General features: G+C 56.8%; 11 protein-coding genes and 1 riboswitch. Of the genes, 2 read left to right on the plus strand and 9 right to left on the minus strand.

Translation table 11 applies throughout. The annotated features are described in order from the left end of the window. Nucleotides 1-401 precede the first annotated feature (401 nt). Nucleotides 402-1,673, plus strand: coding sequence for a hypothetical protein (locus K5621_RS16535; protein WP_221049802.1), 1,272 nt, complete (start codon nucleotides 402-404; stop codon nucleotides 1,671-1,673). Nucleotides 1,674-1,959: 286 nt separating this feature from the next. Here the strand turns inward: K5621_RS16535 and K5621_RS16540 are convergent, their stop codons facing one another. The 9 genes from K5621_RS16540 to K5621_RS16580 all read right to left on the minus strand — a co-directional run bounded on the left by K5621_RS16540 (nucleotide 1,960) and on the right by K5621_RS16580 (nucleotide 10,606). Continuing rightward, the gene (locus K5621_RS16540; RefSeq protein WP_144360944.1) at nucleotides 1,960-2,316 is read right to left on the minus strand and encodes a hypothetical protein; all 357 of its coding nucleotides are present in this window, start codon (nucleotides 2,314-2,316) and stop codon (nucleotides 1,960-1,962) included. 454 nt (nucleotides 2,317-2,770) lie between these two features. Beyond that, a complete protein-coding gene (gene cobO / locus K5621_RS16545; protein ID WP_025011252.1) occupies nucleotides 2,771-3,385 on the minus strand; it encodes a cob(I)yrinic acid a,c-diamide adenosyltransferase in 615 nt (204 codons plus the stop codon). Then, nucleotides 3,375-5,024 carry a cobyric acid synthase gene (locus tag K5621_RS16550; RefSeq protein ID WP_221051228.1) on the minus strand — a complete coding sequence of 550 codons (1,650 nt, stop codon included), beginning with the start codon at nucleotides 5,022-5,024 and terminating at the stop codon, nucleotides 3,375-3,377. Before K5621_RS16550 ends, cobO begins: the two co-directional genes overlap by 11 nt. A gap of 74 nt (nucleotides 5,025-5,098) precedes the next feature. Continuing rightward, entirely contained in the window at nucleotides 5,099-5,695 is a 597-nt protein-coding gene (gene cobU / locus K5621_RS16555; RefSeq protein ID WP_221049803.1) for a bifunctional adenosylcobinamide kinase/adenosylcobinamide-phosphate guanylyltransferase, read from the minus strand. Next, nucleotides 5,692-6,468, minus strand: coding sequence for an adenosylcobinamide-GDP ribazoletransferase (locus K5621_RS16560; protein WP_221049804.1), 777 nt, complete (start codon nucleotides 6,466-6,468; stop codon nucleotides 5,692-5,694). The genes cobU and K5621_RS16560 overlap by 4 nt, the downstream gene beginning before the upstream one ends. After that, on the minus strand, nucleotides 6,468-7,532 hold the full coding sequence (cobT, locus tag K5621_RS16565) for a nicotinate-nucleotide--dimethylbenzimidazole phosphoribosyltransferase (protein WP_221049805.1): 1,065 nt from the start codon (nucleotides 7,530-7,532) through the stop codon (nucleotides 6,468-6,470). The genes K5621_RS16560 and cobT overlap by 1 nt, the downstream gene beginning before the upstream one ends. 17 nt (nucleotides 7,533-7,549) lie before the next feature. After that, nucleotides 7,550-8,620, minus strand: a complete 1,071-nt coding sequence (locus K5621_RS16570) for a FecCD family ABC transporter permease (protein ID WP_221049806.1) — start codon at nucleotides 8,618-8,620, stop codon at nucleotides 7,550-7,552. Then, nucleotides 8,617-9,558 carry an ABC transporter ATP-binding protein gene (locus K5621_RS16575; RefSeq protein WP_221049807.1) on the minus strand — a complete coding sequence of 314 codons (942 nt, stop codon included), beginning with the start codon at nucleotides 9,556-9,558 and terminating at the stop codon, nucleotides 8,617-8,619. Before K5621_RS16575 ends, K5621_RS16570 begins: the two co-directional genes overlap by 4 nt. A gap of 99 nt (nucleotides 9,559-9,657) precedes the next feature. Continuing rightward, nucleotides 9,658-9,794: riboswitch (cobalamin riboswitch) on the minus strand. A 68-nt stretch (nucleotides 9,795-9,862) separates the two neighbouring features. Next, complete coding sequence (locus K5621_RS16580) at nucleotides 9,863-10,606, minus strand: histidine phosphatase family protein (protein WP_221049808.1); 744 nt, start codon at nucleotides 10,604-10,606, stop codon at nucleotides 9,863-9,865. Nucleotides 10,607-10,847: 241 nt separating this feature from the next. Between K5621_RS16580 and metH the strand changes: the two genes are divergently transcribed. Then, on the plus strand, nucleotides 10,848-14,567 hold the full coding sequence (metH, locus tag K5621_RS16585; protein ID WP_221049809.1) for a methionine synthase: 3,720 nt from the start codon (nucleotides 10,848-10,850) through the stop codon (nucleotides 14,565-14,567). The last annotated feature ends 193 nt before the right edge of the window (nucleotides 14,568-14,760 follow it).

Here is a 14,760-nt window from a genome sequence, read left to right on the forward strand (position 1 = left end):
TGCACCTGGCTATGAATCCTACCAAGAATGCCGCCCGGCATCTTTATATGGAGCGGATCAGCAAACATTGGTTTGAAGCAATCGAAGCGTTACCGAACCATGCGATTCAATAGCCTGGGTTTTACAATCAGAAAGGCCACTCATGGGCACCCCGCCTTAATGGCGGTAGCCCCGAAAAATAACCGTTGCACTAAAAGCCCCATACCGCAGCCATTTCCCCCTCCCCCTTGCCCCCTATAAACTGATGACAAAGCAGGACTGTTCACGATAGCATAAGCGAATGAAAACCATCATTCACTAAGCCCCTCATTTTAATTGTAAATACAGGGGTATTTTGCGAAAAAATGATGGCAAAAGCCCAGCTACAAGCTTAATGAAACAACTCGCAACAAGGACTTTGCATGAAACAAGGATTGGTATTTCTTGGCCTGGCCCTGGGTGGCCTAACCCTCAATGTCAACGCTCAGCAGTGCGATCTCAGCATCACAGGCACTGTGCCCGAAGGGATTAGCCTGGATAAGTTGGTCGTTTCCACCTATGACAAGGAGCTACCGGTCACCAGCAGGGACTACTCCCTGTGCGCCAGTAAGCAAGATCTCCAAGTCGTCGGCCGCCACAGCCCCAACAACACCATCTATCTGATGGATAAGAGTGGTGCCATCCCCAGGGGCATCTATACCGCCGAGGTGTTTGTCCAGAGCGAGGCGCTCACCTTGGGCCCGGCTTCCAGTTTGACCAAGCAAGCCTGTAACCTGCGCTGCGGCTACTATGCCAGCCAAAGGGTGCAGAACTCCAAAGAGTTGCAACAACTGGCAGTCGAATACCAACGGCTGTCCGCCACAGATGGCAAGGCGATTGGCGCCTTCCTTAGCCAAAACCAAGCCAAATTAGATCGAATCTACTATGGCGATATCCACCCTAAGCCATCAGCCCCAATAAGCACAGGCGATCTCTGGGTCGATCCCTACAGCGGCGCGGGACTCTACTTCGATGCCCCCGAAACCGTACTCAACAGCACCTTTAGAGATTATGTGAGCACCGAAGCCAGAGCGGCGCGGCAACAGGATAAGGCCGTCGCCGAAGCGATGAAGCAGCATAAAGCTTCACTGCAAGCTCTAATGAAGGGTTTCAACAGTTGGCAAGAGCGGGTGGAGGCCGTCAACAGAGTCAGCGCTGAGCTAAAGGCCAGCCAGGATCCGGCTGCGATAAAGGTGGCGCAAATATTCGAGCGCGGCCTTGAGGAAGCCGAGGCGACTCTTAAAAGTTACCTTACCAACGACAACAAGACCCCCATCGCATCTCTGACCCAGGCAAACAAGACCTTCGAACTCTTGTTAGCCGACTGGACCAGCGCCGCCTATATCCACAGCAAGGACAAACAGGCCTTCGCCGCCCTGTTCAGTGAGCAGTTTAAGCAGCAACTGCCAATACAAGATCGCGAGTTGGACAAGGCGCTGAGCCGCCTTATCGATCTACCAAATCATCTGGGGAAGTTGTCTATCGAGGATGGTTATCAACACATTCAGCTGGAGTTTAACAATCTCCTGCCAGACTCGAACCAACGCTATGACTTTAAGGATGCCCTGCACAGCGTTAGCTTCGTGTATGAGAAGGGAGCCTGGCGACTCGACAGCGTCAGCCAGCTGCCCATTCGCCACTATGATCAGGGCTAGACTAAAGGCTAGATATAAAATGGCGATCAAGGGGGCGAGTTTGAATCAACACCTCAGCCCCTTGATTCCAACCCTTTCAACAACTCTGGCATCTTGAATTTGTTCACTCTTAACACGTTATTTTTATCAAAATATAATAAACCAAGCCAAAGCAACAATTTATAAATCATAGCAAGCCATCATATTATCTAATCTCTTTATCATAAGTTTTCATCAATTTGGCCAAGGGAGTCATATCAATGTCATGGTCTTAAATTCGGGGGAAAGGTCAGTTCATTATTACTTGTTAGGGTAAAAAGTTAAGATCACGCCTAATCCACCTTGCTTGGTATCTTGCAGCATGCCCACCAGTTTCTAAATATATGACAAATGTAGCCATACACGAATCACAACGATATACATCACTACCGTTGTAAGGGTAATGCGACAAACTCACAGGAGCCATATCTGAAAATGGATTACTACCATTTTTGCTGTAAGTCTGATAACCGAGAAAAGTCATTGGTTCTATTTTACCCATAAAATGAAGTTTGTTTTCCAGGCCATCAGAGTTAGTCAAATGAAGCTTGGATTCCTTTCCGCACTCAGAACAAGAATTAGATTCTTGTTCTGCTACAACATTGAGTAATTCATCGATATTCATAAATCCCTCAGAACATAAAATAAAAATGGGAAAAGAAGAGTCACTTCAATCCCTAAATCAAAGCACCTATTTCAAACTGTTTGCGGCTGTGGCTAAGCCGTCAAGGAGACTCAGCCCATGAGCATACAATGAATATGTGATCGCGGGCTGACACACTTCAATCCCTAAAACCAGTCCACCTATTTCAAACGGTTTGCTGCTGTGGCTAAGCCGTCAAGGAGGCTCAGCCCATGAGCATACAATGAGTATGTGATTGGGTGAGCCGACGCAGACAATAACGCCACGGTCGCACAAAAAGTAAAGCACTGCAGTCTGATCGAGGGCTGACAAAGCCGCCGAGTCGCTTCAGTCCCTGAGCCTAGTTATCCTAGGTGATGGGATGAAGCTACGCTGGCAATACCGTCAGCCTCGAAGAACAGGCTGCAGATTCAGTAGTCGAAACCAGGCTGCAGATTCAGTAGTCGAAACCAGGCTGCGCTTTAACCCCCGCCTCAAACGCATGCTTCACGCTATTCACCTCACTGACAGTATCCGCCAATTCAATCAGTTGCCTGTGGCAGTTGCGGCCGGTGATGATCACATGCTGCATGGGGGGACGATTTTGCAACGCATCTATCACCCGCTGCAGATCCAGATAGTGGTAGCTGACCATGTAGGTGAGTTCATCGAGCAGCAGTATGTCTATGCTGGCATCCTGAAGCCATTTTTCGGCGGCCGCCCAGGCCTTTTCGGCGGCGGCGATATCCTTGGCTTTGTCCTGGGTGTCCCAGGTAAAGCCTGTGCCCATGACTTCAAACTTGACCCCGGCGCCTTCCAGTAGCTTGCGCTCACCGCACTCCCAGGTGCCCTTGATAAACTGCACCACGGCGCCCTGTTTACCATGACCGACCGCACGGGCCAGAGTGCCAAAGCCGGAGGTGGACTTGCCCTTGCCGTTACCTGTCACTACCAGGAGTATGCCCTTCTCTTCGGTGGCAGCCGCGATTTTGGCATCCACCGCCGCTTTCACTTTCTGCTGCCGCTGTTTATGACGCTCTGCCTTGATATCGGTTTGATTATTATCGGTCACCCGGGTCTTCCTCTTTGAATATGTTGATTATTTTATTGAAATCCAGATGTTGCTCCAGCACATCGGCCAAACGATCCAGCTGTTGTTGCCGCTGCTGATTGATATCCACTGTGCGGCCTTGTGACGCCGTCATCCCGGCCCAGGCGAGCAGCAGCTCACAGGCCTCAGGGCTGTCAAACAGGCCATGCAAATAACTGCCGAGAATTTGATTATCCTCCGACAGCAGACCTTCGCTGCGGGGTGCTGTGGTTTTTGCAGGCTCAGTGATTTTTGCGGGCTCAGTGGCACTGGCACAGTTGCCGTCACCGCCTCGCTCATTAAGCAACAGTGGCTGGGTGCATTGGTTCGGGATCCGCGACGCTCCGCAGTGGATCTCATAACCGGAGACTGACGCCGATGATTGCCCAAGCCTCAGGGTACCGCTGACATTGAGCAGCTGTTTTTCGACTTGCAGCTCGGTAGTGAGCGGCAGGTAGCCCAGCCCTTGGCTGGTACCGGGCAAGTCTTCCAGCCCCAAGGGGTCGGCAATGCTCTGCCCCAGCATCTGAAAGCCGCCGCAGATACCGATAAGCTTGCCGCCATAGCGCAGATGGCGGGCTATGCCCTTATCCCAGCCCTGTTGGCGGACAAAAGCCAGGTCGGCGCGCACATTCTTGCTGCCGGGCAACAGCAGGAGATCCAGCCCTGGAAGTTCACCCTGATGAGTCGGCCCTATATAACAAAACTCGATATCCGGATGCAGCCGCAGCGGATCAAAGTCGGTATGGTTGCTGATCCTGGGGTACACCAAGACGCCGACTCGCAGTCGCGTCCCAGTTCTTTCAGATTGAGTTGCTTCAGATTGAGCTGTTTCAGATTGAGCTCGTGCTGATTGAGCTGTTGTCGGCTGCTCGGTAGCAGCCTGAGACTGAGCATTGGGCTGCACCAGTGCATCTTCGGCGTCCAGATGCAGGGCATCGAGGTAGGGCAATACGCCCAATACCGGCTTGCCGGTGTGAGCCTCAAGCCAATCCAGCCCGGACTGCAGCAATGAGATATCACCGCGAAAACGATTGATCACAAAGCCCTTTACCCGCGCCTGCTCACTCTCGGACAGCAGGGCCAAGGTACCGACCAAGTGGGCAAATACCCCGCCCTTGTCGATATCGGCGATGAGGATCACCGGGCAGTCCACCGCTTCGGCAAAACCCATATTGGCAATATCGCCCTGGCGCAAATTGATTTCGGCCGGGCTACCGGCGCCTTCTACCAGCAGCCAGTCAAACTCCTGCTGCAACCTGTGCCAGGATGCCAACACCGCCTGCATGGCAGCGGCTTTATAGTCACGACTCTCGGGGCCGAAAAAGGCGGCAGCTTCCAGGCTGGTCAGCGCCTTGCCCTGAATAATCACCTGCGCCTTGGTATCTGAGCTGGGTTTAAGCAATACCGGGTTGAAGTCGATTCTCGGCTCAAGACCGGCGGCCACCGCCTGCAGCGCCTGGGCCCGGCCAATTTCACCGCCATCCCGGGTGACGGCGCTGTTGAGCGCCATATTTTGCGGCTTGAAGGGCGCCACTCGCTGACCATGACGATGAAACACCCGGCAGAGTCCGGCCACCAAGGTACTCTTACCGGCATCCGAAGTGGTGCCCTGCACCATAAGGCTGCGACCAGGCCGGGCCAGAGTCGAGAGCGCGGCTTCAAGTTCAGCGCTAATAGCTGTTACTGGGCCGCTCATGTATTACCCCACTGATCCGGGCTTGTACCCGAAGCGCTCAAGCCCAGGGAGCCACTGCTATCAGAGCTCACAGGCTTTAACGCCAGCGGTAAACCTGCGACAACCAGAGTGACTCTGTCGGCCTTGGCGGCCAGCGCCTGATTGAGCCAACCGGCCTCATCGACAAAACGCCGACTCAGCTCCCCAAGCGGCACTATGCCGGAGCCAACTTCATTGCTCACCAGCAGCAGATCGCCGTCAAACTCGGCTACCGCCTGCAGCAAGGCCGCGCGTTCGCAAGCCATATCAGCACCAAAGCAGAGCTGATTACTGAGCCAAAGCGTCAGGCAGTCTACCAATACCGGCGCTCCAGAGCCTGAGCGCTGCACAAGCGCCTTGGCCAAATCGAGCGGCACCTCGGCCAACTGCCATTCGAGGCTGCCGCCTTGGCGCGCGGTTTGATGGTGGGCGATACGCCGGGCCATCTCCTCATCGGCGGACTCGGCTGTTGCCAGATACCAGGGGCGGACATTGGCCGGGCACAAGTCGGCCAGTTGCCGCTCGGCGTAGCCACTCTTGCCGCTGCGGGCACCGCCCAGAATAAGATGGATCATGCCGGGCTGCCTCCCAATGCCAGCAACAGCATATAAACCGCCAGCTCACTCACCTGCTGCGCCGCTCCCAGGGTATCGCCGGTGTAGCCGCCAATCTGGCGCCGGAACCAGAACACCAGGGCCCAACGCAGCAGCAACATGGTCGGCAATAGCCAGAACAGCAGCGTGGTGGACAGCAGTGCCGTCAGCACAATTCCAGTCAGCAGCAAAATACCCAGCTCATTGAGCCCCTGCTGCTGCGCCAAAGGTTTGCTCTTGCCCTCGTCGCGAACATAGGTTTCGCTGAAGATAATGCTGGCCGCCGTCACCCGGCTGACACAGTGCGCCAATACCAGGGCCAGCGCCGCCTGGTTGATGTCGTAAAGTGCCAACTCTAGCAGTACCTGGTACTTGAGCAGCAACACCAACACCAATGCCAAGGCGCCATAGCTGCCAAGGCGGCTGTCTTTCATGATTTTCAGTTTGTCTTCTACCCGCCAACCGCCGCCGAAACCATCGGCGGTATCGGCCAGGCCATCTTCATGAAAACCGCCGGTAACCAGCACACTGCAAATCATCGCCAGCACTATGGCGATGGAGCTTGGCAATATGCCGGCGGCCAGCAGTAACACCAAGGCGGAGATCAAGCCCACCACCACGCCCACCAGGCCAAAGTAGCGGCTGGCCTTGTTGAGGCTGTCGCTGTCCACCGTCAGGGCGCTGGGTACAGGAATACGGGTGAAAAAACCTATTGCGATCAAAAACAGCCGCAGCTGCCCGAGCCAGAATCCCATCAGAGCACCTCTTGGGTAGCTGGCTCTACCACCTTGTCGACCCCGGCTTCACCAAAGCTGGCCATCTGGTTGTAGAAGTTGGCCGCCGCCTGCACCAAAGGCAGCGCCAGCGCCGCGCCCGAGCCTTCACCCAACCTGAGTCCAAGCCTGAGCAAGGGCTTGGCGGACATGGCCTCGAGCAGCAACTTGTGGCCGCGCTCTTCAGACTCATGGGCAAAAATAAGATAATCCCTCACCCCCGGCGCCAAACGCACAGCCGCCAGCGCCGCTGTCGACGCGATAAAACCGTCCACCAGCACGGGCACACCAAATTCGGCCGCCGCCAACATGGCTCCTGTCATCTGCACTATTTCAAAGCCTCCGAGGCAGGCGAGGATACTGAGCGGCTCGGTCAGCTCGCAGTGGTGCAGCAGCAGTGCCTGCTCTATCAGCAGGCATTTGCGCTTAAGCGTCGCGGCATCTATGCCGGTGCCGCGGCCGACACATTCACTCACAGGCAGGCCGGTCAGGGCGGCCATCACGGCGGCGGCAGAAGAGGTGTTGCCTATTCCCATCTCCCCCAGCGCCAGCAGGTTGCTGCCGGCATCGATATGGCGTTTTACCAAGGTGCGCGCCATGGCAAACCCTTGATGCACAGCGCCCAGAGTCATGGCGGCGCGTTTGTGGATAGGCCCAGTACCGGCGCCCAGACGCTGCTCTGTAACCTCGGGGATCCCCAAGGGGCTGAGAATGCCGCAGTCAATCACCTCCAGCTCGAAGCCGGTCTGGCGACAAAACACATTGATGGCGGCGCCGCCGGCAACAAAGTTGAGCACCATTTGGGTGGTCACCTCGCTGGGGGCAATCGACACCCCGGCCGCGGCAATACCATGGTCGGCGGCAAACACCAGCATCACGGGGCGGCGGATGACCAACTCATCGGTGGCGGAACCGAGCTGAATGCGCCCCAACTGCAGCGCCAAAGCCTCCAGCTCACCCAAAGCGCCCAGGGGTTTGGTCTTGTTGTCTATGCGGGCCTGAATCGCGTCATCCAGCGTGTGATTGATTGCTGCAACCTGGTACATCCTTCCCTCTCTTATCGTTATTGGCCGCGTTTACGCAGCACCATCAGGAAAAACAGACTGCCGATGGCCGAGGTGATCACCCCCACCGGCAGCTCTTGGGTGGGCAGTATGCTGCGAGCCAGCACATCGACCCAAACCATAAACAGGCCGCCCGCCAGTGCCGTCAGCACCATGGGATGCTGCCCCGGCAGCAACAACCTGACAATATGAGGCACCATCAGCCCCACAAAACCTATCCCGCCGCAGTGGGCCACCAAAGTGGCGGTAATAAGCGAGCATAACAGCAGCATGGAAACCCTGAGCCTTTGCACCCTGATCCCCAGAGTGTGGGCGGTTTCATCACCGGCAAGCATCGCCAGTACCTGGCGCTTGAAGGCCAGGATCACCAGCAAGGCCGCCAGCACCACCAGAGTGGGCAGTCCAAGCCCATCCCAACTGGCACGGGCAAAACTGCCCAGGCTCCAAAACAGCAAGGAGGTGGTGGCCTGCGGGGTGGAAAAATACAAGATCAAGCTGGTGAGGGCACTGAACATAAAGGAGATGGCGACCCCGGAGAGCAACATTCTCTCTATCTGGTTGCCGATATTCCTGCCCGCGAGCAGCAGTACCATAAGCACAGCCAAACTGGCACCGATAAAGGCTCCCAGCGGCAGCGATACCCCGGAGATGGCCGAACTCAGGCCAAGGCCGGTCGCCAGGGCGACCGAGACCACGGCGCCGAAGCTGGCGCCCGAGCTGATACCGAACAGGTAAGGATCGGCCAGCGGGTTGCGGGTCACCGCCTGCAATACATAACCCGACAATGCCAAACCGCTGCCGGCGATAAAGGCCAGCAAGATACGCGGCAGGCGCAGATCCCAGACGATACGCTCGCTGATGGCAGAAGGCTCACCCACGCCCAGCAGGTGTTTGCCAATCACTCTTGCCACATCGAAGAGGCTGATATCGGCGGCGCCAAAACCGGCGGCGGCCAAGGGTGTCAACACAGTGCAGAGCAGCAACAGCAGCCAGCACCAGTAAAGTCTGGGCAAGGGCCTGAGAAACCAGCCGATAAGCGAGCGCCCCGGTGCGGCCACGGAAGCATTCATGCGCCACCTCCCACCGAGCCTGGGCGCCGGTCAGTTTCCTTGTGAGCAACACAGGTTTCGGCCGAGGCAGGCCCTGCCATTGGCTCGACTATCGCAGCGCCTTGAACCTCGCCACTGGCGAGCGCCGCCGAGCTTACAGCCTTGCCGTGACCAGGCTCTGGCGACTGATAGCCGTAAAAGTAGTGGATCAGCGGCCGTCCCAACTGCGGATGCGTCCCCACCTGGCAGCAAACACCGAAGACACCGGCAATTCTGTCTTCGGTCAATACGCTCTGGGGCGAGCCGTGGGCAATACGGCGGCCGTTATCCAGCAGCAAGAGTTCGTCACACAGGGCCGAGGCCAGATTGAGATCGTGAATCGAGGCGATCACCGTGACCCCCAGGCTGCGCACCAGCTCGAGGATCTGGATCTGATAGCGGATATCCAGATGATTAGTGGGCTCGTCCAGGATCAAAAGCTTGGGGCGCTGCACTATGGCGCGGGCAATCAAGGCCCTTTGCTTCTCACCGCCGGAAAGCTGCGCGAAAGGCTCTGCGGCCTTGTGCTGCAACCCGACCTGCGCCAATGCCGCCTGCACCTGGGCCTTGTCGGTCGCCGATGGCATATCAAACAACCCCTTGTGGGGAGTCAGTCCCATGGCCACCAATTGAGTCAAATCCAGTGCCAACTGGGCCGGGGTATCCTGCAGCACCACGGCCACCTCTTTGGCGAAGGCTTTGGCAGACAAGCTATGGATATCCTGACCAAACAGCTGGATCTGGCCGCTGTCCGGGCGGATATAACGATAGAGGCAGCGCAGCAGGCTCGACTTACCGGCACCATTGGGGCCTATGAGCCCGAGCATCTTGCCACTTGGCAGCTCAAAACCCACATCGGCCAATACGCTGTGACCACCGGGAAGCCAGCTAAGCTGTTGCACCTTGAGTGCCAGGCTCATAACCGCCCCCCGACATTGAGCCTGTGACCGGCAGAAGGCTCAAGCTGCAGTGGAAGAATCATCTATTCGCTCCCCCGGTTTACCCGCCCGGGTTTCTGGTTTGGTTTATCAGCCTGGGCAGGTCTCCTGACTCGTCGCCAACGGCGACTCACAGTTGCGGGCACAGTCCGGGCTTTCCCGGTTCCCTGGGTTGGTTCACCTGCAAAGGCGCCAACACCCTGGCTGCTGCCGCACTTGGCGGCCATTTGGGGTTATTATCCCGGTTTTATCGCCCGGCACAATTGCCCGGCGCAATAGCGCAGCACTATTGCGGCCAGTGGAGCTTGCTGAAACACTGCCATTCCTGGTCACTTTCACCGCTGGCATCACGGCTGGCATAGAGGGTTATTCTGACCCAGGCCGCATAAGGTAGCTCCAAGGCGTTGAACACTGCCGCAGGCGGTATTTGCCCCGGCAGCAAAATCTCGGCCAGCAGCAGCCGGATAACCCCACTGTGAGTCAAGATCAGTGCCGCATCGGCGCTTGCTGAGGAACCAGAATCTCCTGAAACAGAGCTTTCGGAAGAACTAACCTCTCTAGCAAGCCAGCGCTGCACCATAGTCTGCCAGCCATCCAACACCCGGCTACGAAAGGCTGGCAGCGATTCCCCGCCCGGCGGAGTATTGGCCACGGGGTCACGCCAGAAGGCTTCAGCCGCCTCGCTATGCTGCTGATAGACACTCGCCACCTTCATGCCGTCCCAGTCACCGAAGTCCAGCTCCCAGAGCCAGTCATGCTGCTGCAGCGGCGCCGGGAAATAATCAGGCATATCGGCCTTGAGCTCGGCGGCAAAGGCCTGGCAACGCTGGGCCGGGGAGCTCAGCAGCGCCAGGCGTTCGGGCTGGCTCGGTAACTGCTCCAGCGCACTACTGATAGCCCGCCAGCTGCGCCACATCTGCGCTTTGCCCTCATCGCTCAGGGCCACATCACTGCGGCCGCGGATAATCTCGCCGCCTTCACATTCGCCGTGCCGCAGCAGATAGATATTCAGTTGCCTATGTTCAGCCACACACTTCTCCCGTCAGAGTCCGGTGGTTACCGGGCCAATTTAACCTTGCCGCAGGCCGCCGGAATCCGTATATTACGGACGTCTATACGTATAAATGTCCAAAATAACTTTCCGCGCCCACACACGCCTTTGGCTATCATGCCAGATAGTGTCCCGGGCGTCAGGTCGGCAGAGATGATGTCGCGGATGCCAAGCACCGCGAATGTAAAACAGCAATAAGACAGGTATGAAAGGTAACCCTATGGCGACTTCCCAGCACTCCCCAAGCCAGACAGAGCTCAAGCTCAAACAGACCCTCAAAGAGCGGATCCTGATTTTAGATGGCGCCATGGGCACCATGATCCAGGACTACAAGCTGGAAGAAGCCGATTACCGCGGCGAGCGCTTCAAAGATTGGCATTGCGATGTCAAAGGCAACAATGATCTGCTGGTACTGACCCAGAGCGAGATCATCAAGACCATTCACAGGGAATACCTGCTGGCCGGTGCCGACATCATAGAAACCAACACCTTCAACGCCACCACCATTGCCATGGCCGACTATGAGATGCAGAGCCTGGCGGCGGAGATCAATTACCAAGGCGCCAAAATCGCCCGCGAAGTGGCCGATGAGGTGGCCGCCGCCAGCGGTATTCCCCGCTATGTGGCCGGGGTGCTCGGCCCCACCAACCGCACCTGCTCCATCAGCCCGGATGTGAATGACCCCGGCTTTCGCAACATACATTTTGACGATCTTGTGTTGGCCTACAGCGAATCCACCGAGGCGCTGATCGCCGGTGGCGCCGACATCATCCTGGTGGAAACCATCTTCGATACTCTCAATGCCAAGGCGGCGCTGTTTGCCATCGAAAATGTGTTCGAGAAACTGGACCAAAGGTTGCCGGTGATGATTTCCGGCACCATTACCGATGCCTCGGGCCGCACCCTGACAGGGCAAACCACAGAGGCCTTTTACCATTCTCTCAGACATATCAAGCCTCTGAGCATAGGCCTCAACTGCGCCCTGGGCCCGAAAGAACTGCGGCCCTATGTCGAGGAGCTTTCCCGTATCAGCGAGTGCTTTGTCTCGGCGCACCCCAATGCCGGCCTGCCCAATGAATTCGGAGGCTATGACGAAACCCCGGCAGAGATGGCAGGCGTGATAGGCCCCTGGGCCGAAGAGGGGCTGCTCAATATTGTCGGCGGCTGCTGCGGCACCACGCCTGCGCATATCAAGGCGATTTCTGAAGCTGTTAGCCTTCATGCACCAAGGCCGCTGCCTGAGCTGCCGGTAGCATGTCGCCTCTCCGGACTGGAACCCCTGACCATAGATGCAAACAGCCTGTTTGTGAATGTGGGCGAGCGCACCAATGTCACCGGCTCGGCCCGGTTTCTCAAGTTAATCAAAGAAGGCCAGTACGAAACCGCGCTGGAGGTGGCCCGTGACCAGGTAGAAAACGGCGCCCAGATCATAGATATCAACATGGATGAGGGCATGCTCGACGGGGTAGAGATGATGCAGAAATTCCTCAACCTTATCGCCTCAGAGCCGGATATCAGCAAGGTGCCTGTGATGATAGACTCCTCCAAGTGGGAGGTGATTGAGGCCGGGCTCAAGTGCATTCAGGGCAAGGGAATAGTCAACTCCATCTCCCTCAAAGAGGGCGAGGCCAAGTTTATTGAACAGGCCAAACTGGTGAAGCGCTACGGCGCCGCCGCCATCATCATGGCCTTCGATGAACAGGGCCAGGCCGACACCCGGGAGCGCAAAACCGAAATCTGTACCCGTGCCTACCGGGTGCTGCTGGATAAGGTGGGCTTCCCGCCGGAAGATATTATCTTCGACCCCAATATCTTCGCCATCGCCACCGGCATAGAGGAGCACGATAACTATGCGGTGGACTTTATCGGCGCCATTGCAGATATCAAGGCCAACCTGCCCCATGCGATGATTTCCGGCGGGGTGTCCAACGTTTCTTTCTCCTTTCGCGGCAACAACCCGGTGCGAGAAGCCATTCATGCCGTATTCCTCTATCACGCCATCAAGGCGGGTATGGATATGGGCATAGTCAACGCCGGTCAGTTGGCCATCTATGACGATATCGACCCTGAGCTGAAGCAGAAGGTAGAGGCCGTGGTGCTCAACCTGCCCTGCCCGGTTGCCGACTCCAGTAACACAGAGCAGCTGCTCGAAGTCGCCGAGAAGTATCGCGGTGGCCCGGGCGGCGCAGGCAAGAAAGAAGATCTCGAATGGCGCAAGTTGCCGGTCAACAAGCGCCTGGAACACGCGCTGGTGAAAGGGATCACCGAATACATAGACGCCGACACCGAAGAAGCGCGCCTGCAGGCCAAGCGGCCGCTGGATGTGATTGAAGGCCCGCTGATGGACGGCATGAACGTGGTGGGCGATCTCTTTGGCGCCGGTAAGATGTTTCTGCCGCAAGTGGTCAAGTCCGCCCGGGTGATGAAAAAGGCGGTCGCCTATCTCAACCCCTATATCGAAGCCGAAAAAGTTGAAGGCCAGAGCAACGGTAAGGTGCTGATGGTCACAGTCAAGGGCGATGTTCACGACATAGGCAAGAACATAGTCGGTGTGGTGCTGGCCTGTAACGGCTATGAAGTGATAGATCTCGGTGTCATGGTGCCGGTGGAGAAAATCATCGAAGTCGCCAAGGCCGAGAAGGTCGACATCATAGGCATGTCCGGGCTCATTACCCCGAGCCTGGATGAGATGGTGCACAACGTTAAAACCTTCGAGCGCGAAGGTCTGACCCTGCCGGCGATTATCGGTGGTGCCACCTGCTCCAAGATCCATACCGCAGTGAAGATAGCGCCTCATTATCCCCATGGCGCCATCTATATCGCCGATGCATCGCGCGCCGTGCCCATGGTCAGCAAGCTCATCAACAATGAAACCCGCCAGGCCACCATAGACGAAACCTATCGCGAATATGAAATGATGCGCCAAAAGCGTCTGTCACAGACCAAGCGCAAGCAGATAGTGCCCTTGCAGGTAGCACGGGATAACCGCTGCAGCCACGACTGGGCCAACTACCAAGCAGTGAAGCCCAACACCCCGGGGATCCAGGTGTTTGACGACTATCCGCTTGAGGACTTACTCGAGCGCATCGACTGGACGCCGTTTTTCCGCGCCTGGGAGTTGCACGGTCATTTCCCGCAAATACTGGATGATGAAGTCGTCGGTACTGAGGCCCGTAAAGTCTATGCCGACGGCAAGGCGATGCTGGAGCAAATCATCCAAGAGAAGTGGCTCACCGCCAAGGGCGTTATCGGCCTCTTTCCCGCCAACAGCGTCAACTTCGATGATATCGAGATCTACACAGATGACTCACGCAGCCAAGTGTTGCTGACCACCCATCATCTACGGATGCAGCTGGAGCGGGTGGGCAACCACAACTTCTGTCTCTCTGACTTTGTTGCTCCCAAAGAGAGCGGCGTGACCGACTATATGGGGGGATTTGCGGTCACCGCCGGCCATGGCATCGATGCCCATATTGCCCGTTTCGAGGCGGCCCACGATGACTATAGCGCCATCATGCTCAAGTGTCTGGCCGACCGCCTGGCCGAAGCCTTCGCCGAGCGGATGCACGAGCGGGTGCGTAAGGAGTTCTGGGGTTATGCCAGCGAAGAAAACCTGGATAACGAGGCGCTTATTCGTGAAAAGTACAAGGGCATACGCCCGGCTCCCGGCTACCCTGCCTGCCCGGACCACACGGAAAAAGGCCTGCTTTGGCAGCTTCTTAAGCCAGACGAGTGTATCGACCTTAAGATCACCGAGAGCTTTGCCATGTACCCCACGGCGGCGGTCAGCGGCTGGTACTTTGCGCACCCGCAATCACGCTATTTTGGGGTAAGTAACATAGGCCGAGATCAGGTGGAAGACTACGCCCGCCGTAAAGGGATGACAGTGGCCGAGGCCGAGAAGTGGCTGGCCCCGGTGTTGGATTATGATCCTGAGTAAAAGAGGCTCTTAAGCGAACAACTGAGCCGTTCAGGGGCTCTCGCCTTTTCTCATCAGAGCCCCTGATTGCTGACCATTGCTCCCCTTTAAAACTAGCGCTCCCCAAAACCCGTTATTGCCTCCAATCACAGCCCTCTGGGCTTTCTGGTGTAAAGGCCGCAAAAACATCAGCATCTATATCAGCGGTGTTGAA

The organism is Shewanella carassii (genome assembly GCF_019670705.1).
In the GTDB taxonomy this organism is placed as follows: domain Bacteria; phylum Pseudomonadota; class Gammaproteobacteria; order Enterobacterales; family Shewanellaceae; genus Shewanella; species Shewanella carassii.